Annotated in this window: 23 protein-coding genes and 1 riboswitch; of the genes, 14 read left to right on the forward strand and 9 right to left on the reverse strand. The window is 67.1% G+C overall.

The features are described 5' to 3' along the window. The first annotated feature begins 17 nt into the window (after positions 1 to 17). The 6 genes from rpsA to ACK4S9_RS07275 all read left to right on the forward strand — a co-directional run bounded on the left by rpsA (position 18) and on the right by ACK4S9_RS07275 (position 5,251). Positions 18 to 1,724, forward strand: a complete 1,707-nt coding sequence (rpsA, locus tag ACK4S9_RS07250; protein ID WP_081926127.1) for a 30S ribosomal protein S1 — start codon at positions 18 to 20, stop codon at positions 1,722 to 1,724. A 20-nt stretch (positions 1,725 to 1,744) separates the two neighbouring features. Next, on the forward strand, positions 1,745 to 2,050 hold the full coding sequence (locus ACK4S9_RS07255; protein WP_409723504.1) for an integration host factor subunit beta: 306 nt from the start codon (positions 1,745 to 1,747) through the stop codon (positions 2,048 to 2,050). Positions 2,051 to 2,270: 220 nt separating this feature from the next. After that, on the forward strand, positions 2,271 to 2,588 hold the full coding sequence (locus tag ACK4S9_RS07260; protein ID WP_409723507.1) for a lipopolysaccharide assembly LapA domain-containing protein: 318 nt from the start codon (positions 2,271 to 2,273) through the stop codon (positions 2,586 to 2,588). Positions 2,589 to 2,619: 31 nt separating this feature from the next. Beyond that, positions 2,620 to 3,795 (forward strand): lipopolysaccharide assembly protein LapB, encoded by a 1,176-nt coding sequence (gene lapB / locus ACK4S9_RS07265; RefSeq protein ID WP_409723510.1) that lies wholly within the window; start codon positions 2,620 to 2,622, stop codon positions 3,793 to 3,795. A 12-nt stretch (positions 3,796 to 3,807) separates the two neighbouring features. After that, positions 3,808 to 4,785: a D-glycero-beta-D-manno-heptose-7-phosphate kinase gene (gene rfaE1 / locus ACK4S9_RS07270; protein ID WP_409723512.1), complete on the forward strand. Its 978-nt coding sequence runs from the start codon at positions 3,808 to 3,810 to the stop codon at positions 4,783 to 4,785. A gap of 115 nt (positions 4,786 to 4,900) precedes the next feature. Beyond that, entirely contained in the window at positions 4,901 to 5,251 is a 351-nt protein-coding gene (locus ACK4S9_RS07275) for a ComEA family DNA-binding protein (RefSeq protein ID WP_409723515.1), read from the forward strand. Between the two features lie 57 nt (positions 5,252 to 5,308). Here the strand turns inward: ACK4S9_RS07275 and ACK4S9_RS07280 are convergent, their stop codons facing one another. Then, entirely contained in the window at positions 5,309 to 5,659 is a 351-nt protein-coding gene (locus ACK4S9_RS07280; protein ID WP_409723518.1) for a hypothetical protein, read from the reverse strand. Positions 5,660 to 5,915: 256 nt separating this feature from the next. Between ACK4S9_RS07280 and ACK4S9_RS07285 the strand changes: the two genes are divergently transcribed. The 3 genes from ACK4S9_RS07285 to cysM all read left to right on the forward strand — a co-directional run bounded on the left by ACK4S9_RS07285 (position 5,916) and on the right by cysM (position 10,029). Further along, entirely contained in the window at positions 5,916 to 7,532 is a 1,617-nt protein-coding gene (locus tag ACK4S9_RS07285) for a methyl-accepting chemotaxis protein (protein WP_409723520.1), read from the forward strand. Between the two features lie 97 nt (positions 7,533 to 7,629). Continuing rightward, positions 7,630 to 9,012, forward strand: coding sequence for a M20/M25/M40 family metallo-hydrolase (locus ACK4S9_RS07290; protein WP_409723523.1), 1,383 nt, complete (start codon positions 7,630 to 7,632; stop codon positions 9,010 to 9,012). A gap of 114 nt (positions 9,013 to 9,126) precedes the next feature. After that, a complete protein-coding gene (cysM, locus tag ACK4S9_RS07295; RefSeq protein ID WP_409723526.1) occupies positions 9,127 to 10,029 on the forward strand; it encodes a cysteine synthase CysM in 903 nt (300 codons plus the stop codon). 171 nt (positions 10,030 to 10,200) lie between these two features. Here cysM and ACK4S9_RS07300 read toward each other — a convergent pair whose 3' ends face one another. From ACK4S9_RS07300 to ACK4S9_RS07320, 5 genes are all read right to left on the reverse strand, one after another. Further along, the gene (locus tag ACK4S9_RS07300; protein WP_036216124.1) at positions 10,201 to 10,536 is read right to left on the reverse strand and encodes a hypothetical protein; all 336 of its coding nucleotides are present in this window, start codon (positions 10,534 to 10,536) and stop codon (positions 10,201 to 10,203) included. A 449-nt stretch (positions 10,537 to 10,985) separates the two neighbouring features. Then, positions 10,986 to 12,176, reverse strand: a complete 1,191-nt coding sequence (mltB, locus tag ACK4S9_RS07305) for a lytic murein transglycosylase B (RefSeq protein ID WP_409723528.1) — start codon at positions 12,174 to 12,176, stop codon at positions 10,986 to 10,988. Further along, complete coding sequence (locus tag ACK4S9_RS07310) at positions 12,173 to 14,182, reverse strand: DUF3488 and DUF4129 domain-containing transglutaminase family protein (protein ID WP_409723531.1); 2,010 nt, start codon at positions 14,180 to 14,182, stop codon at positions 12,173 to 12,175. The genes mltB and ACK4S9_RS07310 overlap by 4 nt, the downstream gene beginning before the upstream one ends. Further along, complete coding sequence (locus ACK4S9_RS07315) at positions 14,179 to 15,201, reverse strand: DUF58 domain-containing protein (protein WP_409723534.1); 1,023 nt, start codon at positions 15,199 to 15,201, stop codon at positions 14,179 to 14,181. The genes ACK4S9_RS07310 and ACK4S9_RS07315 overlap by 4 nt, the downstream gene beginning before the upstream one ends. Further along, positions 15,202 to 16,122 (reverse strand): AAA family ATPase, encoded by a 921-nt coding sequence (locus ACK4S9_RS07320; protein ID WP_409723537.1) that lies wholly within the window; start codon positions 16,120 to 16,122, stop codon positions 15,202 to 15,204. It lies immediately after the preceding gene. 163 nt (positions 16,123 to 16,285) lie between these two features. Between ACK4S9_RS07320 and ACK4S9_RS07325 the strand changes: the two genes are divergently transcribed. The 4 genes from ACK4S9_RS07325 (at position 16,286) to ACK4S9_RS07340 (ending at position 20,511) form a co-directional block, all read left to right on the forward strand. Further along, positions 16,286 to 17,215 carry a histone deacetylase family protein gene (locus ACK4S9_RS07325; protein WP_409723539.1) on the forward strand — a complete coding sequence of 310 codons (930 nt, stop codon included), beginning with the start codon at positions 16,286 to 16,288 and terminating at the stop codon, positions 17,213 to 17,215. 118 nt (positions 17,216 to 17,333) lie between these two features. Further along, positions 17,334 to 18,227, forward strand: coding sequence for a hypothetical protein (locus ACK4S9_RS07330; protein WP_409723542.1), 894 nt, complete (start codon positions 17,334 to 17,336; stop codon positions 18,225 to 18,227). A 195-nt stretch (positions 18,228 to 18,422) separates the two neighbouring features. Further along, positions 18,423 to 19,298, forward strand: coding sequence for a hypothetical protein (locus tag ACK4S9_RS07335; RefSeq protein WP_409723544.1), 876 nt, complete (start codon positions 18,423 to 18,425; stop codon positions 19,296 to 19,298). After that, the gene (locus tag ACK4S9_RS07340) at positions 19,288 to 20,511 is read left to right on the forward strand and encodes a hypothetical protein (RefSeq protein ID WP_409723547.1); all 1,224 of its coding nucleotides are present in this window, start codon (positions 19,288 to 19,290) and stop codon (positions 20,509 to 20,511) included. The genes ACK4S9_RS07335 and ACK4S9_RS07340 overlap by 11 nt, the downstream gene beginning before the upstream one ends. Before the next feature lie 10 nt (positions 20,512 to 20,521). On the opposite strand, the gene ACK4S9_RS07345 is transcribed toward ACK4S9_RS07340, so the two are convergent. After that, entirely contained in the window at positions 20,522 to 20,674 is a 153-nt protein-coding gene (locus tag ACK4S9_RS07345) for a hypothetical protein (protein ID WP_409723549.1), read from the reverse strand. A gap of 168 nt (positions 20,675 to 20,842) precedes the next feature. Between ACK4S9_RS07345 and ylqF the strand changes: the two genes are divergently transcribed. Next, complete coding sequence (gene ylqF / locus ACK4S9_RS07350; protein WP_409723552.1) at positions 20,843 to 21,790, forward strand: ribosome biogenesis GTPase YlqF; 948 nt, start codon at positions 20,843 to 20,845, stop codon at positions 21,788 to 21,790. Positions 21,791 to 21,852: 62 nt separating this feature from the next. Here ylqF and ACK4S9_RS07355 read toward each other — a convergent pair whose 3' ends face one another. Both ACK4S9_RS07355 and ACK4S9_RS07360 read right to left on the reverse strand, forming a co-directional pair. Further along, positions 21,853 to 22,782: a hypothetical protein gene (locus ACK4S9_RS07355; RefSeq protein ID WP_409723554.1), complete on the reverse strand. Its 930-nt coding sequence runs from the start codon at positions 22,780 to 22,782 to the stop codon at positions 21,853 to 21,855. Further along, entirely contained in the window at positions 22,779 to 24,995 is a 2,217-nt protein-coding gene (locus tag ACK4S9_RS07360; protein ID WP_409723557.1) for a M1 family metallopeptidase, read from the reverse strand. Before ACK4S9_RS07360 ends, ACK4S9_RS07355 begins: the two co-directional genes overlap by 4 nt. 120 nt (positions 24,996 to 25,115) lie before the next feature. After that, positions 25,116 to 25,443: riboswitch (cobalamin riboswitch) on the forward strand. The last annotated feature ends 53 nt before the right edge of the window (positions 25,444 to 25,496 follow it).

The raw sequence follows: 25,496 nt of genomic DNA on the forward strand, positions 1-25,496 counted from the left end.
CTCGAGTAATAACCTTTATGTCTACTGCAACCAATCAAGATACCGGCATGGAAAGCTTCGCCGCCCTGTTCGAAGAATCGCTGTCGCGTCAGGACATGCGTTCGGGCGAAGTCATCTCGGCTGAAGTCGTGCGCCTGGATCACAACTTCGTGATCGTCAACGCCGGCCTGAAGTCGGAAGCCTTCATTCCGGTCGAAGAATTCAAGAATGACCAGGGCGAACTGGAAGTCCAGATCGGCGACTTCGTTTCCGTGGCCATCGAATCGCTGGAGAACGGTTTCGGCGATACCATCCTGTCGCGCGACAAGGCCAAGCGCCTGGCATCGTGGCTGGCTCTGGAAAAAGCAATGGAGTCGGGCGAGATCGTCACCGGCACCGTCAACGGTAAAGTCAAGGGCGGCCTGACCGTCCTGACCAACGGCATCCGCGCATTCCTGCCGGGTTCGCTGGTCGACACCCGTCCGGTCAAGGACACCACCCCGTTCGAAGGCAAGACCCTGGAATTCAAGGTCATCAAGCTGGACCGCAAGCGTAACAACGTCGTCCTGTCGCGTCGCGCCGTCATCGAAGCATCGATGGGCGAAGAGCGTGCGAAGCTGATGGAAACCCTGAAAGAAGGCACCGTGGTCACCGGCGTCGTCAAGAACATCACCGACTACGGTGCGTTCGTCGACCTGGGCGGCATCGACGGCCTGCTGCACATCACCGACCTGGCATGGCGTCGCGTGCGTCACCCGTCGGAAGTGCTGTCGGTTGGCCAGGAAATCACCGCCAAGGTCCTCAAGTACGACCAGGAAAAGAACCGCGTCTCGCTGGGCGTCAAGCAGCTGGGCGACGATCCGTGGACCGGTCTGTCGCGTCGCTACCCGCAGGGCACCCGTCTGTTCGGCAAGGTCACCAACCTGACCGACTACGGCGCGTTCGTGGAAGTCGAGCAGGGCATCGAAGGCCTGGTGCACGTCTCGGAAATGGACTGGACCAACAAGAACGTGGCTCCGAACAAGGTTGTCCAGCTGGGCGACGAAGTCGAAGTCATGGTCCTGGAAATCGACGAAGAGCGTCGCCGTATCTCGCTGGGCATGAAGCAGTGCAAGGCGAACCCATGGGACGACTTCGGCATGACCCACAAGAAGGGCGACAAGGTCAAGGGTTCGATCAAGTCGATCACCGACTTCGGCGTGTTCATCGGCCTGCCGGGCAACATCGACGGCCTGGTGCACCTGTCGGACCTGTCCTGGACCGAAGCCGGCGAAGAAGCCGTGCGCAAGTTCAAGAAGGGCGACGAGCTGGAAGCAGTCGTGCTGGCAATCGACGTCGAGCGCGAGCGTGTCTCGCTGGGCGTCAAGCAGCTGGAAGGCGACCCGTTCAACAACTTCGCTTCGCTGAACGACAAGGGCACCCTGGTCACCGGCACCGTGAAATCGGTTGAGCCGAAGGGCGCCGTGATCGCGCTGAACGACGAAGTCGAAGGCTACCTGCGCGCTTCGGAAATCTCGCGTGACCGCGTGGAAGACGCCGGCACCCACCTGAAAGTGGGCGACAAGGTCGAAGCCCTGGTCATCAACATCGATCGCAAGGCTCGCAGCATCCAGCTGTCGATCAAGGCGAAAGACAATGTCGAGACCCAGGAAGCAATGAGCAAGCTGGCAGCCGACAACAGCGCCGCTTCGGGCACCACCAGCCTGGGCGCACTGCTGAAGGCCAAGTTCGACAACAAAGGTTAATTCCTTTCCGAGGCGACCAGATGACCAAGTCCGAGCTGATCAACCGCCTGGCTGAGCGCTACTCTCAGCTGGTGGCGAAAGATGCGGAGTTTGCCGTCAAGACCATCCTCGATGCGATGACGAATGCTCTCGCGAGCGGCCAGCGCATCGAGATCCGTGGTTTCGGCAGCTTTGCGCTGAACAGCCGGCCGCCACGCATCGGCCGCAACCCGAAGTCCGGCGACAAGGTGATGGTGCCCGAAAAACGGGTGCCCCACTTCAAGCCGGGCAAGCAGTTGCGCGAGCGGGTGGACGCGATGGTCGGGCAACCGATCATGGAAGACTGAGTCGTCTGCTAGCTGGACGGAGTCTGCCGCAGGCAGACAAAAACGGCGTCCCTTCGGGGATGCCGTTTTTTTTCGTGTTGAGCTAACGGTCCCCACAATGCGCCGTGTAGTGTCAGCCCATCCTCGTACCAAGTACCGCCGAGCACCCCGACGCCTTTTGAAATATCATGTCGGATATGCGACACTTCGCCTTTGCGCACCCAAACAGCGGACACTGCTGATGAAATTTGTCTCGACCATTGTTGGCCTCATCCTGTTCGTCCTGTTCTTCGGCTTCGCCCTGAAGAACACCCAGGAAGTCGACCTGCATTTCTTCCTCGACTACGAGCTGCGCGGCCCGCTCGTGCTGATGCTGCTGGCCTTCTTCGTTGCCGGCGCCGCACTCGGCATCCTGGCGCTGACACCGACCGTGTTCCGCCAGCGCCGCCAGACCTCGCAGCACAAGAACACCATCCAGGCCCTGCAAAGCGCCGCCGGCACCGGCAACGCGCAGCCGGCACCGGATGCCGTGAACCCGGCGCAGAAGCTGGCCCAATAAGCCGCCGCGCGCCAACACAGAACAAGAACATATGGAATTCGAACTCTGGATGCTGCTTGGCATCCCATTCTTCTTCGGCCTCGGCTGGATTGCCGCCCGCGTCGACATCAGCTCGCTGGTCTTCGAATCGCGCACCCTGCCGCGCGGCTACTTCAAGGGCCTGAACCACCTGCTCAACGACCAGCCCGACAAAGCCATCGATTCCTTCATCGAGATCGTCAAGCTCGACCCCGAATCGGCCGACATGCACTTTGCCCTCGGTAACCTGTTCCGCCGCCGCGGCGAGACCGAGCGCGCCATCCGCGTCCACCAGAACCTGCTGGCGCGTCCCGACCTGCCCGGCGAGCAGAAGGCCCACGCCCAGTACGAACTCGGCATGGACTACCTGAAAGCCGGCCTGCTCGACCGCGCCGAGGAAACCTTCAACCTGCTGGTCGACACCCCCTTCGAGGTGCAGGCGCGGCGCGCGCTTCTGGAAATTTACCAGCGCGAAAAGGAATGGCGCCGCGCGATCGACGTGGCCAACGGCCTGCAGGAGTCTGGCGCCGGTGCGCGCCAGAAGGAAATCGCGCAGTTCTACTGCGAGCTGGCCCAGGACGCCCTGGTGCACCTGCAGCCGAGCGACGCCATGCAGCTGCTCGACAAGGCTTTGCAGGCCGACCGCTCCAGCGTGCGCGCCACCATCCTGATCGGCGACGCCCAGCTGGCCCAGGGCGACACCGAGGCGGCCCTGGTCACCTGGCGCCGCGTCGAGCAGCAGAGCGTGCCGCACGTGGCCCTGGTGGCGCAACGCCTGATGGACGGCTACCGCAAAGTCGGCAGGCCGCAGGAAGGCGTCAACCTGCTGCGGTCCTACCTGGCGGAAGCGTCTTCCATTGACCTGATCGAGGTGGTGTTCAAGGCCGTGATCGAACTCGACGGCGTGGAAGCGGCCAAACAGCTGGTGGTCGAAGAGCTGCGCCGCAGCCCGACCCTGCTGGGGCTGGACAAGCTGCTGGAAGCGCACCTGATGGATGCCCGCACCGAAGTATGGGAAGAGCTGTCGATGGTCAAGAACCTGGTGCAGCGCTACACCCAGAAGCTGGCGCGCTACCAGTGCAGCCACTGCGGCTTCAAGGCGCGCCAGTTCTACTGGCAGTGCCCGGGCTGCAGCCGCTGGGAAACCTATCCGCCGCGCCGTACCGAAGAACTCAATGTGATGAACTGACGCAGCACGCCCATGACCGATCCGATTCCGAGCCGCCTGCTGGCGGCAGACAGCTTCCGCCGCGAGGCGGCCCCCGAACTTTCCCGCGTGCGCCTGCTCGTCGTGGGCGACGTCATGCTCGACCGCTACTGGTTCGGCGACGTCTCGCGCATCTCGCCGGAAGCCCCGGTGCCGGTGGTGCGCATCGAGCGCCGCGAGGAGCGCCTGGGCGGCGCCGCCAACGTGGCGCGCAACGCCGCCGCGCTGGGCGCGCACACGGGCCTCTTGGGCGTGACCGGCAACGACGAGGCCGGCGACGAGGTCGAAAAGCTGCTGCGCGAAGCGTCCATCCATAGCTACCTCAAGCGCGACGACGCGATCTCCACCATCATCAAGCTGCGCGTCATCGGCCGCCAGCAGCAGATGGTGCGCATCGATTTCGAGGATGCGCCGACCGAAACCGTGCTGGTCGAGAAGCTCGACCAGTTCCGTGCGCTGCTGCCCGACTACGACGTCGTGATCCTGTCCGACTACAACAAGGGCGCGCTGGCGAACGTGGCCGAAATGGTCAGGGAAGCCCGCGCCTCCGGCAAGATCGTGCTGGTCGACCCGAAGGGCGACGACTTCAGCCCTTACCGCGGCGCCAGCATGCTGACGCCGAACCGCTCGGAACTGCAGCGCGTGGTCGGCACCTGGAAGACCGAAGAGCAATTGACCGAGAAGGCGCAGCGCCTGCGCGCCGAGCTGGAGCTGGACGCACTGCTGCTGACGCGTTCGGAAGAGGGCATGAGCCTGTACACGGCCGGTGAGGTGCTGCACGTACATGCCGATGCGCGCGAAGTGTTCGACGTCTCGGGCGCCGGCGACACCGTCATCGCGACGCTCGCCGCGATGCTGGGCGCGGGCGCGCCGCTGGCCGAAGCGTTGGCCACCGCCAACCGCGCCGGCGGCATCGTGGTCGGCAAGCTGGGTACGGCGACCGTTACTCGCGAAGAACTTTTCGCGGGCTGAGTCGCGCGCTTGAGTTCGCTCAAGCCGGGGGCGTCAACGGCTGCCCGGCAGCTCCGTTAGTGCGTGGATGGATGGCGTCGCCGTCCATCGACCGACAATCTACGGAGAACATTCAATGATCAAGAAACTGATATTCGCTATTGCCGCGCTGGTCGCCTCGACCGGCATCGCCTTTGCCCAGGTCGACGTCAACAAGGCCGATGCGGCCGCGCTGGACGGCATCAAGGGCGTGGGCCCAAGCATGTCGAAGATGATCCTCGACGAGCGCGCCAAGGGCGAATTCAAGGACTGGGCCGACTTCCAGCAGCGCGTCAAGGGCGTGGGCGACAAGAAGGCGATGAAGCTGTCCGAGGCGGGCCTGGTCGTCAACGGCAAGCCGATGGAGGCTGGTGCCGCCAAGCCGGCCAAGGCCGAGAAAACCTCGGCCAAGGCCGAGGCCAAGCCGGCCGGGCAGAAGGCGATGTAAGAAGCAGAACACCCGCGGCGACGCGGGTTTTTTTTCGATCCTGGCGCGAACGCCGGCTTACTGGCGAATGCGGATGTCGATGTCTACCCGCGGGGCGCGCCGACCGTAGTCCGGGTAGTAATTGCTGTTAGCAGGGTAATAGCCCTGATAGACAACCGGGCGCGCATCGTAGCGCTCGCGGTAGCGCCGATCGTCATGGCGCCGCGCATGGTAGCGGTCGGGGCGCTTGCATTTGCGCTTTTCCTTGTATTCGCCTTTCTTCCATTTCTGCTCGACCTTGCAGTGTCCGTCCCAGTAGGTCTGCTTGTATTCGCGGCCGTGACGGCCGCCTTTCCACGGATCCGCCATGGCGGCGGACGACACCGATACGAGCGCAAGCAACAACAGTGAGGTGGCGGTTTTCTTCATGATGGAACTCCTTGTGTGCCTGGCTCCATACTAGACGAGCCCGGCCGGTGTTCCGCTGCGACTGTGTGATCGAATGTTACAGGGCGCCGGACTACGCCGTGAGACCGCCCGGCCTGACTCGCGCTTGTTCATGGTTTGACCCGCATGTTTGCGTGAACTAACTGACGAATTTGAGTGTGTACGCAGCACTCATGCTATATTTCCCCGCAGAAATATTCGTTGTTTAATCAGCAGGTTTCTCAGATCGCATCATTCCATGAAAAAAAAGTCCCTCACCATCGGCATGCGCCTGGCAGTCGGCTATGGCGCCGTGTTCTTCCTGATGATCATCCTGACCGCCCTGGCCGTCAGCCGCGTCGGCCACATCGACAGCATCCTCAACCATATCAACGAGGTCAACAACGTCAAGCAGCGCTATGCGATTAATTTCCGCGGCAGCGTGCACGATCGCGCCATTGCGCTGCGCGACGTGGTGCTGGCAGCCGATCCGGCCGCAGCCGGGGCTCCGATCAAGCTCATCCGGGTCCTGGACGAGAACTATACGCGCTCGGCCGAGCCCATGGACAAGCTGTTCCGGGAGCTGCCGGACACCCTCCCGGCCGAGAAGGAAGCGCTGGCCGCGATCAAGGAACAGGAGCGCCGTACCGAGCCGCTGATCGAGCGCGTGATCGCCCTGCACGCCGCCGGCGAGGCCCAGCAAGCCGCCGCGCTGCTGTCGCAGGGAGCGGCGCCGGCCTTCGTGGACTGGCTGGCCAGCATCAACGCCTTCATCGACATGCAGGAGAAATTGAACAATGAACAAGCCCTGGGTGCGCGCCAGATGGCATCGGGCTTCTTCGGCTGGATGACCCTGCTGTGCCTGGGCGCGATCGCCGCCGGCGCGGCCGGCGCCTGGATCATCACGCGCGGCCTGCTGCGCCAGCTCGGCGGCCAGCCGGACTACGCCGCCTCGATCGCCGGCGCCATCGCCGCCGGCGACCTCGGCGTGCAGATCGAGACCGTGCCCGGCGACCGCGCCAGCCTGCTGTACGCCATGCAGGGCATGCGCGACAGCCTGGTCGACATCGTCGGGCAGGTACGCCACGGCACCCTGAACATGGCCAGCGTCTCGACCGAGATCGCGGACGGCAACCGCGACCTGTCGCAGCGTACCGAACGCCAGGCCGGCACCCTGGAAGCCACCACCGCCTCGGTCGAGCAGCTCACCGCCACCGTGCGCCAGAACGCCGACCATGCGCGCCAGGCCAATGCGCTGGCGGAGTCGGCGTCCGAAGTGGCCCTGCGCGGCGGCGCCGTGGTGTCCCAGGTGGTCGAGACCATGGCCTCGATCAACGAATCGTCGAAGCGGATCGTCGACATCATCGGTGTCATCGACGGCATCGCCTTCCAGACCAATATCCTGGCGCTGAACGCGGCCGTGGAAGCGGCGCGCGCCGGCGAGCAGGGGCGCGGCTTCGCCGTGGTGGCGACCGAAGTGCGCAGCCTGGCGCAGCGCTCGGCCAGCGCGGCCAGGGAGATCAAGCTTCTCATCGGCAGCTCGGTCGAGCGGGTCGACGCCGGCGCCCGCCTGGTGGACGAGGCCGGCAGCACGATGAACGACATCGTCGCCTCGGTGCGCCGCGTTACCGACATCATGGCCGAGATCACCCGCGCCAGCGCCGAGCAGAGCGCCGGCATCGGCCAGGTCAACGCGGCCATCGGCCAGATGGACGAGGCCACCCGCCAGAACGCCGCGCTGGTGCAGCAGGCCACCGCCGCAGCGGCGGCGCTGGAAGAAGAGGCGGAGCGCCTGGCGCAGGTGGTGAGCGTGTTCCGCCTGGAGGCGGCGAACGACGGGACGCGGCCGGCGCTGCTGGCGATCGCCCGCCGTTGATCCGCGCTGCGCGCGTGCCGCATGTATTGACTGACACCGATCGAACCGCATGAGAAGATGTGCCCGTCACCGCACTCCACAAACCAGAAAGGTATTCATGCCTCACGCCCGCATCTCTTCCTCCCTGCTGGCCGCATTGCTCGCGATCGGCGCCGGCACCGCCGCCGCCGCACCGGCCAACCCGGCAGCGCCCGACGTCAAGCGCCAGCAGCCCCAGATCAACAAGATCCTCTCCGAGATCTCGGCCAAGCGCATGGAAGCCTATGTCGCCAAGCTGGTGAGCTTCGGCACCCGCCACACGATGTCGGAAACCGAATCGGACACGCGCGGCATCGGCGCCGCGCGCCGCTGGATCAAGGCCGAGCTGGAGCGCTGCGGCGCCGGCACGCCCCTGCAGGTCGCTTTCGACAGCCACATCGCCCCGGTCGGGCCGCGCATCTCGCGCCCGACCGAGATCGTCAACGTGGTCGCCACGCTGCCCGGCACCCAGGAAGCCTCGAAGGACCGCATCTACGTGGTCAGCGGGCACTATGATTCGCGCGTCAGCGACGTGATGAACTACACCGCCGACGCCCCGGGCGCCAACGACGACGCCTCCGGCACCGCGGCCACCATGGAACTGGCCTGCGTCATGGCCAGGCACAAGTTCGACGCCACCATCGTGTTCATGGCGGTGGCCGCCGAGGAGCAGGGCCTGCTGGGCGCGCGCCACTGGGCCACCCAGGCGCGCCAGAAGAACCTGAACATCGCCGGCATGTTCACCAACGACATCATCGGCAGCTCGCGCGCCGACAATGGCAAGGTGGACAACAAGCAGGTGCGCCTGTTCTCGCAGAGCATCCCGGCCACCAAGGAAATGAGCGAGACCGTGCGCCAGCTGGTGGCCACCGGCGGCGACAGCGATTCGCTCTCGCGCCAGCTGGGCCGCCACACCAAGGAGATGGGCGAGCGCTACGTGAAGGGCTTCAAGGTGTCGGTGATCCACCGCGCCGACCGCTACCTGCGTGGCGGCGACCACATGCCCTTCCTGGAGCAGGGTTATGCCGCGCTGCGTTTCACCGAGCCGGCCGAGGACTTCGCGCACCAGCACCAGGACCTGCGTACCGAAAACGGCAAGGTCTACGGCGACCTGATCGAGTTTAATGATTACGACTACATCGCCAAGGTGACCAAGGTGAACGCCGCGACGCTGGCCTCGCTGGCGCTGGCCCCGGCGGCGCCGCAGAACGTCAAGCTGCGCACCGACAAGCTGACCAACGATTCGACCCTGGTGTGGCAGGCGAATGCCGAGCCGGACGTGGCGGGCTACCGCATCGTCTGGCGCGACACCACCGCGGCCGACTGGCAGGGCGCGAAGTGGGTCGGCAACGTGCTGGAAGCGACGATCGACCTGTCGAAGGACAATGTGTTCTTCGGCGTGCAGGCGGTCGACAAGGACGGCAACGTGAGCGTCGCCACCTATCCGCTGCCGCAGCGCTAATCCGGCGCAGCGCGGCACTGGGCCGGCCCTGCGGGGCCGGTCCGGTGCGGCCCGATACGCCACCTTGCCGTCCGGATTAAAATAGCGGTTTAGGAAATCGCGAGAGAGCAAGGAATGGCTTACAAGACCATCGAAGACACGATCGGCAACACCCCGCTGGTGCAGCTGGTGCGCCTGCCCGGCGCCGACGCCGCCGCGCGCAACAACATCATCCTCGGCAAGCTCGAAGGCAACAACCCGGCCGGTTCGGTGAAGGACCGCGCCGCCATGTCGATGCTGCGCGGCGCGGAAGAGCGCGGGCAAATCAAGCCGGGCGACACCCTGATCGAAGCGACCAGCGGCAACACCGGCATCGCACTGGCGATGGCCGCCGCCATCCGCGGCTACAAGATGGTGCTCCTGATGCCGGACAACCTGTCGGTCGAGCGGCGCCAGAGCATGGCCGCCTACGGCGCCAGGATCATCCTCACCCCGAAGTCGGGCGGCATGGAATACGCGCGCGACATGGCCGAACAGATGCAGAAGAACGGCGAGGGCATCATCCTCGACCAGTTCGGCAACCAGGACAATCCGCGCGCCCATTACGAGAGCACCGGCCCGGAAATCTGGCGCGACACCGAAGGCCGCGTCACCCATTTCGTCAGCGCCATGGGCACCACTGGCACCATCATGGGCGTGTCGCGCTACCTGAAGGAGCAGAACCCGGCGGTGCGCATCATCGGCGCCCAGCCGGAAGAAGGCTCGTCGATCCCGGGCATCCGCAAGTGGCCGGAAGCCTACCTGCCGAAAATCTACGACAAGGCGCGCGTGGACCAGGTGGAGCCCGTGAGCCAGGCTGCGGCCGAGCAGATGGCGCGCCGGTTGGCGGCGGAAGAGGGCATCTTCTGCGGCATCTCGGCGGCGGGCGCCTGCGAAGTGGCGCTGCGCATTTCCCAGACGGTGGAGAACGCGACCATCGTGTTCGTGGTGTGCGACCGGGGCGATCGCTACCTGTCGACGGGCGTGTTCCCGGCTTGAAGCGTCCGGTTCCGCATAACGAAAAAAAGCCATCCTGACGGATGGCTTTTTATTTTGTGCAACTTCCTGCACGTCCGGATGGTTCGCCCGCGGCGGTCCCGCGTTCGCAAGCAAGCGGCAAGGACGGGCGGCGCAGGGCAGGCCGAGGCCTGCCACGCTGCCGCGGCGCGCTTACGCCTCTTTCGGAGCGGCGCCTTCTTTCGGCTTGAACTGCTTGTCGCTGATGCGGAACTTGGCGCGGCGGTCGCCCATGAGGTAGCGCAGGTCGCGGATCGACAGGTCGCTCACTTCATGCATGCGGATCAGGAGCGAAGCGCCGACCGGCAGGCGGTGGTGGCGGATCTTCGAGATCACCGGTGGGGCGACTTCGAGCGCGCGCGACAGGGCGGCGTCGTTCTTCAGGCGCAGGTTCTCGATCAGGGTGTCGAGCAGGCGGTTCGGGTTGTACTGCAGGAGCTCATCGGACTCCGAATCGCTATTCATATCAATGCCGACTTGGTTTGTCATGATTCAATATCCTATTTTGGGTTGGACGGAGCCCCATGCGGCGCTCGGCTCCAGGCGACGTTATTTCGTAATTATCTATTCAATTGTACAACTAATTTCTAATCTGATACTCAGTAGCAATAACGATCAGATTGATTTATTCAGTATTGTTGTCTTGCCGCAACAATAGCCGCAATGCAATTCTCTCACAAACTCACGGAAATAATAATTGTTTTTTGGTTAATCATGAGTGTAGTGCCTACCGGGCTTTGATGCCGCACGGTATGAAAATGACTGACAGAGTGCTAAGAAAAGCGGGAGTATGACCCCGGCAAGGGTGTTTCTACAGAGAATCTGAAGAAAAGGGGCGCATACCCCCGGGGAGTATGGGAGCAGGAAGATGGACGATCAGGAAAGAAAAGGCGGGAGCGTCGTTACAAATCGATACAAAGTTTCCCGCCTTGCAATGCTCAACCGCCGCGTGAAGCGCGCACCGCGCGGCCGAGTTCGATCACCGACATGGCATAGAAATAACTGCGGTTGTACTTGGTGATGGCAAAGAAGTTATCGTCGGCCACCCAGTACTCGGTCGGCTCCGCGCCGTTCTGCAGGTCGACCAGCCCGTACAGGCGCTCGGCACGTAGTGCGTTGGCCGGCGTGACGCCGGCGGCGCGCAGCTCTTCGGGGCGCAGGGTCGCCTTCAGGCCGCGCTCGAGCAGGGGCTCCCAGGCATGGTTCGGCGACACGTCGGCCGGCGTGACCGGACTGCCGCGGTGTTCCGGATTCCAGCCGTGCTGGATCAGGAAGTTGGCCACGCTGCCGATCGCATCCTCGGTCGATTGGCGCAGGTCGATGTGGCCGTCCTTGTTGAAATCGACGCCGTACTTCAGGATACTTCCCGGCATGAACTGCGGCATGCCGACCGCGCCGGCAAACGAGCCCAGCAGCGAGAAGGGTTCCACGCCGTGCTCGCGCGAGAAGATCAGGGTGTTGGCCAATTCGCTGCGGAAGAAGGCCATGCGCGCGGCCCGGTTCGGCGTTTCGGGATAGGCAAAAGCGAGCGTGGCCAGGGTGTCGAGCACGCGGAACTTGCCGGTGTCGCGGCCGTAGATGGTCTCGATGCCGATGATGCCGACGATGATCTCGGCCGGCACGCCATAAGCCGCTTCCGCACGTGCCAGCGTGTCGGCGTTCTCGTTCCAGAAGCGCACGCCGGCGGCGATGCGGATCGGCTCGATGAAGCGGTCGCGGTAGACCTGCCAGTTCTTCGGCTTGCCCGGCGGGGCGGGCTTGACCAGCTGTACCGCCGAATCGATGAAGCGCGCCTGGCCGAACAGCGATTCGAGGTAGGCGCGCTCGAAGCCGTGCTGGCTCGCCATCTCGTCCACGAACTCGCGCACCGCCTGCCATTCCAGGAAGTTGTGGCGCTCGCCGGCGACGTCGATCGCCGCCGCCGCCGGGGCGGCCTTCAGCACCTTGCTGGAGCGCAGCGAGACGCGCTTGCCGGCAGCCTTGTCTTTCTTGCTCTTGGCATTGGTTTTGGCGGCCTTGGCCTTGGCGGTCTTGGTCTGGGCCTGCGGATCCTTCGCGCCGGCTTGCGCCAGCCCGGCCGGGGCAAGGGCGATTGCCAGCGCGGCAAACAGGGGAACGATCGATTTCATCTAACTTGCGACAATAATCTCTTCAAGGTAGCGGCCAGCTGGCGCGACGGCGCGGGCTGGGGCGGCGCATAGCGCCAGGCGCTATAGCGGCGCAAGAATTCGGCGGCGGCGTCTCGTGATGGCGGCGCCAGCTGCTCCGAGGCCGCGATCCGGGCCGCGTAGGCGGTGGGCCCTTCGTCCGCTGCACGTGCCAGGCCCAGGTGGGCAAGGCGCTTGCATAGGGAAGAGTATACCGCCTCGATCGGATCGTGTTCCCTGCGGAGGTACAAAATTCTTCCCAAGAGCAACACTCCGGCTCCCAGCATGATCAAGCCGGCAACGCGCCAGCCGGCCAGGCTCTCGCCCACGCTCTGCAGGAAGCCGCGCTGGCGTTCCGGCGTGTAGTTCAGCACCCACTGGTTCCAGCCGTTGTTGGCGGCGCCCAGCGCATTGCGCAGGCGTCCCAGCAGCGAATCGCCGTCTGCGCCGAACATCGACAGCCCGCGCAGCGCGTCGATGCCGAACGGCGCCGGCCGCTCGACCGCGGCGGCGAGGTTGCGCCGCACCCGTTCCGGCGCCACCGCGGCGGTCGGGTCCACCCGCACCCAGCCGCGCCCGCGCAGCCAGACCTCGGCCCAGGCGTGGGCATCGGACTGGCGCACCGTCACGTAGCCGTCGATCGGATTGGCTTCGCCGCCCTGGTAGCCGGTGACCACGCGCGCCGGAATGCCGGCCGCGCGCATCAGGAACACGAAGGCGCCCGAATAGTGTTCGCAGAAACCCGCGCGGGTACCGTACAGGAATTCGTCCACCGAATGGCGGCCCAGCAGCGGCGGCTCCAGCGTGTAGCTGTAGGGCTGCTCGCGGAACTGGCGTAGCACCTGCTCGATGCGCTGCGCCGGCTCGCCGATCTTGCGCAGCGCCAGGCCCGCGGCCAGCGCGCGCGGGTTGTAGCCGTAGGGGAGCAGCAGCCACTGGTTGGGATCGTCGAGCGCCTCGCGCCCATCGAGCGCATAGTCGGGGTAGGAGATCATCGGATAGCGCACCCGTTCGCCCAGCGGCCGGTCCGTGCTCAGTTCGAGCTGGTGCGAGACCTGGATCTGGTAGCCCGGCACCTCCGGCATGTGGCCGGCCATCTCGAGCGTGAACAGCCAGCGCGTGTCGGACGGCTCCAGCGTCACCTCGTAGCGCTGGGCCTGGCCGCGCACCCGCAGCGAGGTGCCGGAACGGGTCGCGATCGAGCCGCCGCGGGTCCAGGCGGTGCCGTCGAAGGCGTCCAGCACCAGGCCGCGCCAGTACAGCTGGGCCTTGGGCGGCGCCGGGCCCTCGAAGCGCACCCGGAAGGCCGGTTCGTCCGACATCGCCAGGTTCGACAGCTGCCCCGGCGCCATGCGTTCGGACAGGCCGGACTTGGCGCTGCCGTTGCCGCCGCCGCCCGGCATGCTCCACAGCGGGCCGCCCAGGCGCGGGAACACGAAGAACAGCAGCACCGCGATCGGCGCGGCGAACAGCAGCATCTTCGCCCCCATCGCCAGGCGCGCGCGCAATGGCGGTACCTTTCCCGTGAACTGGAACGAAAGCTGGGTGGTGAGCAGGGCCAGCACCGCCGCCACCATCAACAGGGCGGTGCCGATCCCCTGGGCGTAGAAGAAGTTGGTCAGCACCAGGAAGAAACACAGGAAGATCACCACGTACAGGTCGCGGCGCGCGTGCATCTCGAGCATCTTGAAGGCGACCAGCAGCACCAGCATGGCCACGCCGGCGTCGCGCCCGAGCAGGGTCTTGTAGCTGAACTGGATGCCGGCCATCGCGCCCACGGCGATGGGCAGGAGCACCAGGGTGGAGGGCATGCGCTTGCCGCGCAGCGTGATCGCGCCGCGCCAGGCCAGCGTGGCCGCGCACAGCAGCGACACCCACAGCGGCAGGTGCGCCGCATGCGGCGCCAGCACCAGGAGGGCGCTGCCGAGCAGCAGCAGGGTGTCGGCCTTGTCTCTCGGCAGGCGTGGAAGGGAGTTCAAGGCCTTCACGGCGCCTCCCCGCTGCCGTACAGCGCCAGCGCGCGCAGGCAGGCCGCCTGGTGGGCGGCGCCGTTGCCGGCGTCGTAGTGGACGGCGCCGAGCCGGAAGGCGTAGGGCAGGGCGCGCTGCTCGGCTTCGAGCACCCAGCGCGTCATGCGCGACAGGCGCAGCTCGAGCTCGAGCCCTGCGGGCAGCTGCGCGAAGTCGAGCATGAGCTCGTCGCCCACGCCGCCTTCGAAGTGCTTGGTGACGAGCTGGCCGCCGAGCGCCGGGTCGAGGCGGGCGATCTGGCGCCAGGCCAGCTGGCGCGGCGAGTCGCCGGCCTGGTAGCTGCGCACGCCCGCGAAATCGTCATTGCGCGTGGACGACAATGAGGCGCGGCCGCCGTCGACCGCCTGATCGTTCACCGGCAGCGGCGGCGCGCCTTCTTCCGGGCGCGGGTAGACCAGGGCGCGCGCGGCGGGGCGCCAATAGCTCCAGGCGCGGAACAGGCCGAGCGGGAAGCGGGTGGACAGCACCACGCGCGCCGGCAGCAGCCAGCCGCGCGTCGTCGTCGGCACGCCCAGCAGCACGCTGGCGCTGCCGTGTGCGGCGATGTCGGCGACGTGGCGCGGCTCGCCTTTTTTGGACGCATCGTAAAAATCGATCCATACGCCGTAGCGCGCCAGCGCGCTGCGATTGGCGACGTGCAGCTCGAACTGGGCTTCCTGGCCGGCGAAGACGCTTGGTGCCCGGCCCTGCTGCAGCGCCAGGTGGGCCAGGTTACGGTAGGTGAAGACCATGTCCACCAGCGCGCAGGACAGCGCCAGGAAGGTCAGCGCGAAGCCCAGGCCGAGGCTGTAGTTGATCGAGCCGATCAGGAGCACCAGCAGCAGGACGGCGAAGCCGATGCCGGCGCGGGTCGGCAGGATGAACACGCGGCGCTGGCTCAGCACGACTTCGCCGGCGTCCAGCGCGCCCCGGCGCGGCAGCCACTTGCCGGTGGTGCGCCGCATCCAGCCGCGCAGGCCTCCTGCTGCCGCGTCCATCTACACCGGGACCGATTTCTGCAGCTGCAGCACGAGGTCGCGGCTGGCCAGCGCCTGGCCGTGCGCCGCCTTGAGCGGGCGCAGGCGGTGCGCGCAGACCGGCACCAGCACGGCCTGGATGTCTTCGGGGATCACGTGGTCGCGTCCTTCCAGCGCGGCCCAGGCACGGCCGGCCTGCAGCAGGGCGATGGCGGCGCGCGGCGACAGGCCCTCGGCGAACAGGCCGTTCTGGCGCGAGGCCTGGGCCAGCGCCTGCACGTAGGTGACCAGCGCGGGCGAGGCGTGGATTTCCTTCAGGGCGCGCTGAGCCTGGGCCAGCTGCTCCGGCTGCATCGCCGGCGCTAGCTGGCGCAGCATGGCGCGCCGGTCTTCGCCCATCAGGAGGGCGCGCTCGGCGGCCGCGTCGGGATAGCCCAGCGAGAGGCACATCAGGAAGCGGTCGAGCTGGGATTCGGGCAGCGGGAAGGTGCCGACCTGGTTGGCCGGGTTCTGGGTGGCGATCACGAAGAAGGGCTCGGGCAGGGGCCGGGTGACGCCGTCGGCGCTCACCTGGCGCTCTTCCATGGCTTCGAGCAGGCCGGACTGGGTCTTGGGCGTGGCGCGGTTGATCTCGTCGGCCAGCAGCACCTGGGTGAAGATCGGGCCGGGGTGGAACACGAAATCGTTCTTCTCGCGTTCGTACACCGAGATGCCGGCCACGTCGGCGGGCAGCAGGTCGCTGGTGAACTGGACCCGGTTGAACCTCAGGCCGAGCGAGATCGCCAGCGCATGCGCCAGCGTGGTCTTGCCCACGCCGGGCAGGTCTTCGAGCAGCAGGTGGCCGCCGGCCAGCAGGCAGGTCAGGGCCAGGCGCACCTGCTGGTCCTTGCCGACCACGACCTGGCCGACCTGGCGCGCGGCGACGTGTAATTGATTGAACATGCTTGGGTTCCAGTGAACTGTTCGGTGCGGGTGGAGTGTCCCATGGTAGATTAGCGCCATTGGCAATCTTCATACACCATCGGCAACAAGCCTTGGGGTCGATTCTATGCGAGAACGGCCGCGAAGGTGTGCCATGGATGAGCAGGGACAGAGAACGAGCAGAATGAGCACAGCAATCTACAGCCATCCCGACTGCCTGCGGCACGACATGGGCGACTGGCACCCCGAGGCGCCGGCGCGGCTGCAGGCGATCGACGACCAGCTGATCCTGGCTCGCCTGGACGGGCTGATCGAGCAGCGCAGCGCGCCGCTGGCCGACCTGTCCGACGTCCTGCGCAACCACACGCCCGGCGCGGTCGCGCTGGTGCGCGACAACGTGCCGGCCGAGGGCGACCATTATCCGCTCGACGGCGACACCATCCTGTGCCACCACAGCTACCGGGCGGCGTTGCGCGCGGCCGGCGCCGCGGTGGCCGCGACCGATGCCGTGATCGCGGGCGAGGTGGACAATGCCTTCTGCTCGGTGCGCCCGCCGGGGCACCATGCGACGCCGACCGAGCCGATGGGGTTCTGCCTCTTCAATAACGTCGCCATCGCGGCGCGCCACGCGCTCGAGGTGCACGGGCTGGAGCGGGTGGCCATCGTCGACTTCGACGTCCACCACGGCAACGGCACCGCCGAGGCCTTCCGCAATGACCCGCGGGTGCTGATGGCGGGCCTGTTCCAGCACCCGTTCTATCCCTACTGCGACCCGGAACCGATCACCGCCACCAGCGTCAACATCCCGGTGCCGGCGCTCAGCGACGGCGACACGGTGCGCAAGCTGGTGCAGGAGCATTGGCTGCCGGCGCTGCACCGCTTCCAGCCGCAGATGATCTTCGTCTCGGCCGGCTTCGACGGCCACCGCGAGGACGACATGGGCGGCATCGGGCTGGTGGAGGCCGATTACGCCTGGATCACGCGCCAGATCATGCAGGTGGCGCAGCAGTACGCGCGCGGGCGCATCGTCAGCTGCCTGGAGGGCGGCTATGCGCTGTCGGCGCTGGGCCGCAGCGTGGTGGCGCACCTGAAGGTGCTCGCCGAGCTCGATTAAGCGCTACGCCCGATCAAGCGCCGCGCTGGCGGGCCCGGCGCGGAACGTCGCCCGCGGCCCATCATCTAATCCTTCACGACTTCGCGACCACGGCGAAGCGACCGACAAGGAGAAGAAGATGAGACCGATCCGTACCTGCTGCGCGCTGTTCCTGTTCTCGGCATCCGGCCTGGCGGCCGCCACCAACTACACGCTCTGGATCAACGGCCGCGCCGGCGGCGCCGTGGGCGCGGCCGGCAACTACGAGGACTTCAGCTACTGGGGACCGTCCTCCACCCCGGCCGGCGTCAACAAGAAGGCGGTCAACTGGGACGGCCGCAGCAGCATCGCTTCCCAGAGCGGCAGGGTACGCGACGCGCTCGACTGCTTCTGCACCGGCGGCAACTGGTGCTACATCGTCACCTACAGCGCCGGCGACCTGATGCTGGGCTATACGCTGGCCAACTACGGCGGCACGGCGCGGCTGAAGAAGAACGCGGTTCCGAACGCGAGCGGAGTCTGTGGCAACAGCGGTGGCAACAGCGCCGGCGGCGCCCAGACCGGCTGGAACATCAAGTGGGTGCGCGCCGCGGCCGGCGCGGCCGGCGGCTCCGAGCTGTCCGACGCCGGATCCTGGACCACCTCGGAGCCGCTGGTGCAAGACCTCAAGACCGCCACGGCGCGCGCCATGTACAACCACAACGACACGCGCAACATCTGGTTCTACATGTATGCCGGCGCCAGGGGCACGCTCTATTCGGGCCTGCTGCCGGGCCAGGACGACGAGGTCGTCGCCTATCACAGCAGCGGCGGGGTGGCCGGCAGTTCCGGGCGCTCCCTGTGCAATCCCGGCGACTGGTTCTGCAACGACCTCACGCTCGGCAGCGCCAACAACCAGGGCGGTAGCGCCAAGTGGAGCTACCACTCGGTGATGTTCCGCGACGACGGCGAGGACTACAACCATTACCTGGGCGGCAACTGGGGCGGCGTCGCGGGCGTCGTGCGCGAGGGCGTGGTGAATACGGCGCAGTAGCGTCTTGCGCCCGCGCGCGCCGCGGGCCCATGCCATCGGCATCGATCCTGCGCGCGCGCATATTTCCAGCAAAAAACTTGGCGCCCCGACGCGTCCGCAACATCTCAATCGTGCAAATTGACACGTCTGTATGCCGAGCGTACTGTCGAACTCAACCGTAGAACCTACGGTCACAACTACCATAAGGAGAAGACAGTGAGACAAATACGCATGTTGTGCGCGCTGTGCCTGATGTTGGTAACGAGCTGGGCTACCGCCGCGAACTACACCCTCTGGATCAACGGGCGCACCGGCGGCGGGGCGATCGGCAACTACAACGACTTCACCTACTGGGGCCCGTCCTCCACCGCGGCCGGGGTCAACAAGAAGGCGGTCAACTGGGACGGCCGCAGCAGCATCGCTTCCCAGAGCGGCACGGTGCGCAATGCGCTCGACTGCTTCTGCACCGGCACCAACTGGTGCTACATCGTCACCCACAGCGCCGGCGACCTGATGATGGGTTACACGCTGGCCAACTACGGCGGCTCGGCGCGCCTGAAGAAGAACGCCAGCCCTGCCAGCAACGGCGTGTGCGGCAACAGCGACGGCACGTCGCAGACCGGATGGAACATCAAGTGGGTGCGCGCCGCCTCCGGCGCGGCCGGCGGCTCGGAACTGTCGGACGCCGGTTCCTGGACCACCTCGGAGCCCCTGGTGCAGGACCTCAAGACCACCACCGCGCGCGCCATGTACAACCACAACACCACCCGCAACGTGTGGTTCTACATGTATGCGGCCGCCAAGGGCACCGCCTACTCGGGCATCCTGCCGGGCCAGGACGACGAAGCCGTCGCCTACCACAGCACCGGCGGCGTGGCCGGCAGTTCCGGCGGCTCCTACTGCAACCCGAGCGACTGGTTCTGCAACGACCTGACGCTCGGCAGCGCCGCCAACGAGGGCGGCAGCGCCAAGTGGAGCTACCACTCGGTGGTCTTCCGTGACGACAGCGAAGCCTACAACCACTACGCCAATGGCAACTGGGGCGGGATCGTGGGCGTCGTGCGCAGCGCCGTGGTGAACAGTGCTCTCTAGGCCGGCCAAGGCGCTCATCGGACTGGGCGTGGCGCTGGCCGCCGCGCTCGGCCTGTGGCTCGGGCGCGGCGAGCCGGAGGCCGCGCCGCGGGCCGTCGCCAGCCCGCCGCCTACCGGCCCGCGCTTCTTCAGCCCGGTGCCGGAGAGCGGCCCGGCGATTCCCGGCGGGCGCGCCGAACGGCGCCGCCAGCTGGTCGAGCAGGTCGAGCTGACCGACCACACCTATTGCAGCTACCTGGAGGGCAGCCGCTACCCAATGGAATCGCGCCCGGCCGCGCAGAATCCGGACCAGCTGCACCCGAACCAGCCCGTCACCGAGATGCACCCGATGCGACTCGAGGGCGGCGGCAACCAATCCAATGTGTTCCTGCAGACCTCGCAGTCGCGCGTCTACCTGGCCGCCGGCGAAGCCGCCGCCTTCTCGCTGCGCGCGGTGGATGCGCAGGGCGCCACCGTGCCGATCGTGATCACGCGCGCGCTGGCCCAGGGCATGACCTATGGCGGCAGCCGCCCGACCCCGCAGGTGGCCCTGTCGTTCGCCGACGACGGCGGCGGAGCCGACCCGGTGGCCGGCGACAATGCCTACGCCGCCGTCCTGGCGCCGAGCCAGACCGGCCTGGCGGGCTTTCACGGCACCATCCGCACCGAGGTCCGCTACAACGCGGGCGGACGCAATGGCTTCGCCCTGTTCGACGTGATCTACACGCCGGTGCTGCCGGCCAGCTGGACCGGCCAGGTGCGCGAAGCGGTCGAGAACGGCTCGCTCAGCTTCTACCTCGGCCTCGAGGTGCGCCAGCCGGGGCGCTACATCGTCACCGGCCGGGTCGACGATGCGCGCGGCCAGCCGTTCGCCCTGGCCACCTTCAACGAGGTGCTGGCCGTCGGCACGCGCGAAGTGAAGCTGACCGTGTTCGGCAAGCTGATGACGGACGAGCGCCCGGCGCTGCCGCTGCGGCTGCGCGACGTCGACGGCTACCTGCTGCGCGAGAACGTGGACCCCGACCGCCTCCTGGTGCCGCGCCTGGAAGGGCAGGTGTTTGCCAGCCGCACCCGGAACATGAACGGCGTGTCGGATGCCGAGTGGCAGAGCGAGGAGCGCGCGCGCTACCTGCTCGAGTACGCGAAGGACCGCAACGCCGCCCGCGAACGGCTGGCGGCCTTCGACCCAAGCCAGCCGCTGCCGCCGAGCGCCTGCGTCCCGGCGGCCAGGTAAAGCGGTGGAATCAACCCATCAGGAGGGGGAAGCGGTCGACCAGGCAGGCGGCGCCGACCATGGCGCACAGGACGCCGAAGGCGCACCAGCGACCCAGCGATTTCTTCGGCGGAAGCTCGACCGCGGCCCAGCGCGGCGGCGAATTCCTCGGCACATGACGCATGATGATTCTCCAGAAATGCGGCCCGGCGGGCGGAACCTGGAGTGTGCGCCGGCCCCGAAGCGGTGCATTGCTAGTGATCAATGGATTGTGCGTTCAGGTGTGCTGTTGTTTCCCAAGCCGGCCGCCAGCGTAAAATAGCGTCCTGACTGAAGATTTGGAAAGTAGAGCATGTCGATACAATGGTTCCCGGGGCACATGAATGCGGCCAAGAAGGAAGCCGCCGAGCAGATGGAGAACACCGACCTGGTGATCGAAGTCCTCGACGCCCGCCTGCCCGAGGCGAGCTGCAATCCGCTGGTGGAAGAGCTGCGCAAGTTCCGCCAGCGTCCCTGCCTCAAGATTTTGAACAAGACCGACCTGGCCGATCCGGTCGCGACCGCGGCCTGGAAGGCCTTCTATGATGCGCAGGAGGGCGTGACCGCCTACCCGATGACGACCAAGCGGCCGAACGAGGTGGCGCGCATCCCCGACATCTGCCAGTCGCTGGCGCCGCATCGCGGCGTGCCGACCAAGCCGCTGCGCATCATGATCATGGGCATTCCGAACGTCGGCAAGTCGACCCTGATGAACGCGCTGCTCAAGAAGCGGGTGGCCAAGGTGGGCGACGAACCGGCCGTCACCAAGACCCAGCAGAAGCTCTACCTCGGCAAGCACATCGTGCTGGTCGACACGCCGGGCATGCTGTGGCCGAAGATCGCCATGGCGAGCGACGGCATGATGCTGGCCGCCAGCCACGCGGTCGGCTCGAATGCGCTGATCGAGGAGGAGGTCGCGGAATACCTGGCCAACCTGCTGCTCGAGCGCTATCCGCAGCTGCTCACGGCCAGGTACGGTTTCAAGACCGAGGGGCTGGACGGCATCGCCGTGATCGAGCACGTGGCCCAGCGCCGCGGTTTCCGCGTGCGCGGCGGCGAGTTCGACTACGAAAAGGCGGCGCACGTGCTGCTGCACGACTACCGCAGCGGGGCGCTGGGACGCATCAGCCTCGAGACGCCGCAATCCCGTGCCGCGGCGCTGGCGCGCCATGCGGAAGAAGTGGCGGAGAAGGCCCGCATCGCCGAGGAAAATGCGGCGCTGAAGGCGGAAGAAGCGATGCGCGGCAAGCGCGGCACCTAGGGTCTATCTGACTTGGTTCGTCGTCTTGCCGACCACCTTACGGGAAGTCGCTGAGATACACCTCAGGTCCGGTGGCGCCCGGCGTGCCTGGCCACTTCCATCAGCCCGAACAGGCGCGCGCAGCGCGTCCACGCCAGCGCCAGCACCGCCAGCTGGGCCAGCAGTAGCCCGCCGAGGAAGCTGCCCGGGCCCAGCGCCGGCAGGTTCAGGCGCGCCACCGCCAGCGCGCCCGCCAGAAGCAGTCCGAGAGCGCTGATACCCGCATACACGCCGAACACGGCGAACGGCCGGCGCGCGATCACTCCCAGTCCGTCGCACCAGGCCAGCACCGCCGATTTGCGGCGGCGGTCCAGCGCCAGCACCGCGCGCCCGGTGTCGAGCGTCGCATGGGCCAGCAGCAGGAGCAGGGCGGTGACGAGCGCGGCGGCCAGGGCCGCATCGCTGACGCTGGACTCCAGCACGGCGCCGGGCTGCTCGGCGACGGCCGCTGCCAGTCCGCCCAGGAAAGCCGCGCCACCGAGCGGCACGATGGCCCACAGCAGCATGCGCAGCAGGCGCCCGTATTCGCGCACGCCGCCGGCGGCCAGGGCCGCGAAGCCGAGCGGCGCAGGGGCGCGCGCGGCGCTGATGGCGGCGCCGGTCAGGAGCGGCGACAGCAGCAGCGTCATCACGAGCGCGACGCCGCCTCCACCGGCGATCGCCGCGCCGTGCTGGGTGAGCAGGCCCGCCAGGTCGGCGATCGCCACCAGGTCGAGGCGCCTGGCCATGGCCCCCGCCCAGAGCGAACGGTCGAGGGCGCCGCGCAACATGGTCCAGACCGGCAGCGTGGCGACCAGGGTCGGCAGCAGCAGGGCCAGCAGCCACAGCAGCATCAGGCGCCATTGCAGGGCCGGTCGCAGGGCGGCGGCGAAGCCGCGCAGGCCGGCAGGGCCTGCCGGAGCCAGGGTGTGTGGCGCCCGTTGCGGCGCCTGGGATGCGATGGTGGTCATCATACGGTGGCGATGAAGGAGAGGATGAGCTGGAACACCAGCGCGACGTCGCTGGTCCAGCGGGTCGATGCACGGCGGTTGGGTACGCTCGTGCGGCTGTCGTCGAGCTTGTTCACGTCGAGGTAATGGCTGCGGCGCGGGTCGAGCTCGGCCGACACCGCGCGCACCGGCCTGACCCAGGTGAAGCTGCGCCACTTCTCGTCGGGCGAGGCGGCGTTCCAGGCCACCGTCTCGCTGCTGCCGTCCACGAAACGGACCATCAGGGTCTGCGGCACGGGGGCGCCGTCACGGCGTACGGTGACGCGCGTGCGCCAGGGGAAGGGACCGCTGCCCGGCCTGGCATTCGGATTGGCCTTGTGCCACTCGGCACGCAGCCTGGCGATGCGCGCTTCCACCTCGGCACGGCTCTCCTCGACGCGCTTGCCGTCCACCAGGCGGGTGCCGGCAAGCGGCAGCTCTTCCTCCGTGCTCAGCTCGGTCACCTTGTCGTCGACGCGCGCGGCTGCGTACACCTGCTGCGCGAACACCTCTTCGACGGCGGCACGCTCGCCGCTGCCGTCGGCCAGCGCCTCGCGCAGGTCGGCGGTGCTCGGGTGGCGGAATTTCCAGCGCCGGTAATACTCGCGGAATCCGCGCTCCATCGCCGCGCGGCCGATGCGCGCCTCCAGGTCGCGCATCACGATCGTGCCGCGGCTGTACACCGGGCCGATGCCCTGCAGGCGGTTCCAGGCGTTCTGGCCGAGCGCATCGAGCGGGCGCTCGCGCGGCATGAACAGGCGATTCGCGGCGAAGCTGTCGAAACCGGGGTCGATGCCGATCCGCTTCAGCCAGCCGGGCGCCGGATAGACCAGTTGGCCGCGCTCGCGCATCATGCGGTTCTCCCAGTAGCTGTTCAAGCCTTCGTCGAGCAGCGGTTCCTCGAACTCGTTGCTGGCCAGGATGCCGTAGAAGTAGCCATGGCCGAATTCGTGGATCGTCACCGCGTCGAGCTCGTACGCCGCATAGGTCCTGGGCGCCACGCTGGCATGGCCGGAAGCGGTGAACAAGGTCGGGTATTCCATGGCGCCGGCTTCCTCCGCGCCGTAAGGCGGAATCACCACGGTCAGCGTGCGGTAGGGGTAGGGGCCGAGCTTGCGCGAGAAGTAGCCGAGCGAGTCCTTGGCGGCCTTCATCGCGGCCCTGGCGCTGGCCGCGTATTCGGGCGGATACAGCACCCGCACCGTCACGGTCGGGCTGCCCGGGCCGGTCCAGGTTTCCACCAGCGCGGGGGCGCTGCGATTGTCGGCGGTCCAGGCGAAGTCGTGCACGTCGTGCTGCACGTAGCGATGCGTGAGCATGCCGTTCTTCTCGACGGGCCTGCCCTGCAGCTCGCCGGTGGCGCCGACGGTATAGCCCTTCGGGACCGTCAGGCTCACGTCGTAGCTGCCGAAGTCCGCATAGAACTCGGACTCCGCATGGAATTCGTGGGCATTCCAGCGCGGCGCCAGCGCGCCGCGCTCGCCCGGCAATTCCAGCACCGCGATCTTCGGGAACCACTGCGCCACCATGTGGAAGCTGCCGTAGTAGCCGGTGCGCGCGATCACCCGCGGCAGCTGGGTGGTGAAGGCCATGTCGAGCGTGGTGGAGGCGCCCGGCGCGACGGCTTGCGGCAGGTCGAGGCGCGCGACCGTGTGGTCGGTGGCGGGGCCATTGTCCGGCTGGACGAAGCGCCACGGCACCGCCGCGCCGCCCTGGCTCACGCTGCGCAGGGCGATATGGCCCCAGTCGCCGTCGCCGATCTCGACCCCGCTGCGAAAGGCCGCACCGCGCAGGCGCTGCTCGGTGAAGAAGGTGCTGCCTTCGCCTTCGAAGGCGTTCATGTAGAGGTGGACGTAGACGCTGCGCACCGGGACCGCGCTGCGGTTGCGCCAGCTGAGCTGCTGGCGGCCGGTGACCACGTGCTTGACCGGGTCGAGCGTGGCCTCGATGCGGTAGTTGGCCACCCGGTCGGACAGGGTCGGGTGCGCGCCGTCGCGGATGCCGCCCCATGCTTGGGCTGTGCTGGGCACCTGGACGGCGGCGGCATCGGCTGCGGCCAGCGCGATGCCGTCGAGCGACGGCGCGGCGGCGGGCGGGGGCGGGTCGGCCTGGGCCAGCCAGCTTCCCAGGCCGCCCAGCGCCAGCAGGCCGGCGCCGAGCAGGGCGCGCCAGAGCGTGCGCTTCGATTGGATTGGCATGCAGGGCTCCCTCGTTGTCGTATTTATATGAGCGCGACTATATCCAGAACCCGGGCGCTTTGCCATGCCGGGTGAATGGATGCTCAAAAACAGCGACGCAATGCCGGAAAGCTTGTCAGGTTATAATCTCGCCGTTCTGGTGCCCGCGCATGCTTCCGCTCATGCGCAGTTAAACGGGAAACACGAGGCAAAGGCGCAGCGCGCCCCCGCCAAGATGTGCTGCCCCCGCAACGGTCAACAAGCGCCCCCGCGCCTGACAGAACCCCGATAGCTGCGTTGCATTCGTCTCGCCGTACTCACGTACTGTCTTCGACGAATGCGCCTTGCTCTCGGGGCCTGTCAGGCGCGGGTGGCAGGCTGCTTCAATAACCACTGTGCCGACAGGCATAGGAAGGTGGGGCAGTCGGTCTTGCAAGCCCGGATACCGGCCAGACAGGTGGAAGCGACCGCATGCGAGCAGCATGGCGGCAGCTTCCGTTGAACTCCGGCGTGCGGGGACGC

The sequence above is a fragment of the Massilia sp. genome (assembly GCF_046293535.1).
GTDB lineage: Bacteria > Pseudomonadota > Gammaproteobacteria > Burkholderiales > Burkholderiaceae_D > Telluria.

What these genes read in the sequence shown, in the direction of transcription:
- rpsA (WP_081926127.1), top strand. Translation starts at nt 18, where the DNA reads ATGTCTACTGCAACCAATCAAGATACCGGCATGGAAAGCTTCGCCGCC.
- ACK4S9_RS07255 (WP_409723504.1), top strand. Translation starts at nt 1,745, where the DNA reads ATGACCAAGTCCGAGCTGATCAACCGCCTGGCTGAGCGCTACTCTCAG.
- ACK4S9_RS07260 (WP_409723507.1), top strand. Translation starts at nt 2,271, where the DNA reads ATGAAATTTGTCTCGACCATTGTTGGCCTCATCCTGTTCGTCCTGTTC.
- lapB (WP_409723510.1), top strand. Translation starts at nt 2,620, where the DNA reads ATGGAATTCGAACTCTGGATGCTGCTTGGCATCCCATTCTTCTTCGGC.
- rfaE1 (WP_409723512.1), top strand. Translation starts at nt 3,808, where the DNA reads ATGACCGATCCGATTCCGAGCCGCCTGCTGGCGGCAGACAGCTTCCGC.
- ACK4S9_RS07275 (WP_409723515.1), top strand. Translation starts at nt 4,901, where the DNA reads ATGATCAAGAAACTGATATTCGCTATTGCCGCGCTGGTCGCCTCGACC.
- ACK4S9_RS07280 (WP_409723518.1), bottom strand. Translation starts at nt 5,659, where the DNA reads ATGAAGAAAACCGCCACCTCACTGTTGTTGCTTGCGCTCGTATCGGTG.
- ACK4S9_RS07285 (WP_409723520.1), top strand. Translation starts at nt 5,916, where the DNA reads ATGAAAAAAAAGTCCCTCACCATCGGCATGCGCCTGGCAGTCGGCTAT.
- ACK4S9_RS07290 (WP_409723523.1), top strand. Translation starts at nt 7,630, where the DNA reads ATGCCTCACGCCCGCATCTCTTCCTCCCTGCTGGCCGCATTGCTCGCG.
- cysM (WP_409723526.1), top strand. Translation starts at nt 9,127, where the DNA reads ATGGCTTACAAGACCATCGAAGACACGATCGGCAACACCCCGCTGGTG.
- ACK4S9_RS07300 (WP_036216124.1), bottom strand. Translation starts at nt 10,536, where the DNA reads ATGACAAACCAAGTCGGCATTGATATGAATAGCGATTCGGAGTCCGAT.
- mltB (WP_409723528.1), bottom strand. Translation starts at nt 12,176, where the DNA reads ATGAAATCGATCGTTCCCCTGTTTGCCGCGCTGGCAATCGCCCTTGCC.
- ACK4S9_RS07315 (WP_409723534.1), bottom strand. Translation starts at nt 15,201, where the DNA reads ATGGACGCGGCAGCAGGAGGCCTGCGCGGCTGGATGCGGCGCACCACC.
- ACK4S9_RS07320 (WP_409723537.1), bottom strand. Translation starts at nt 16,122, where the DNA reads ATGTTCAATCAATTACACGTCGCCGCGCGCCAGGTCGGCCAGGTCGTG.
- ACK4S9_RS07325 (WP_409723539.1), top strand. Translation starts at nt 16,286, where the DNA reads ATGAGCACAGCAATCTACAGCCATCCCGACTGCCTGCGGCACGACATG.
- ACK4S9_RS07330 (WP_409723542.1), top strand. Translation starts at nt 17,334, where the DNA reads ATGAGACCGATCCGTACCTGCTGCGCGCTGTTCCTGTTCTCGGCATCC.
- ACK4S9_RS07345 (WP_409723549.1), bottom strand. Translation starts at nt 20,674, where the DNA reads ATGCGTCATGTGCCGAGGAATTCGCCGCCGCGCTGGGCCGCGGTCGAG.
- ylqF (WP_409723552.1), top strand. Translation starts at nt 20,843, where the DNA reads ATGTCGATACAATGGTTCCCGGGGCACATGAATGCGGCCAAGAAGGAA.
- ACK4S9_RS07355 (WP_409723554.1), bottom strand. Translation starts at nt 22,782, where the DNA reads ATGATGACCACCATCGCATCCCAGGCGCCGCAACGGGCGCCACACACC.
- ACK4S9_RS07360 (WP_409723557.1), bottom strand. Translation starts at nt 24,995, where the DNA reads ATGCCAATCCAATCGAAGCGCACGCTCTGGCGCGCCCTGCTCGGCGCC.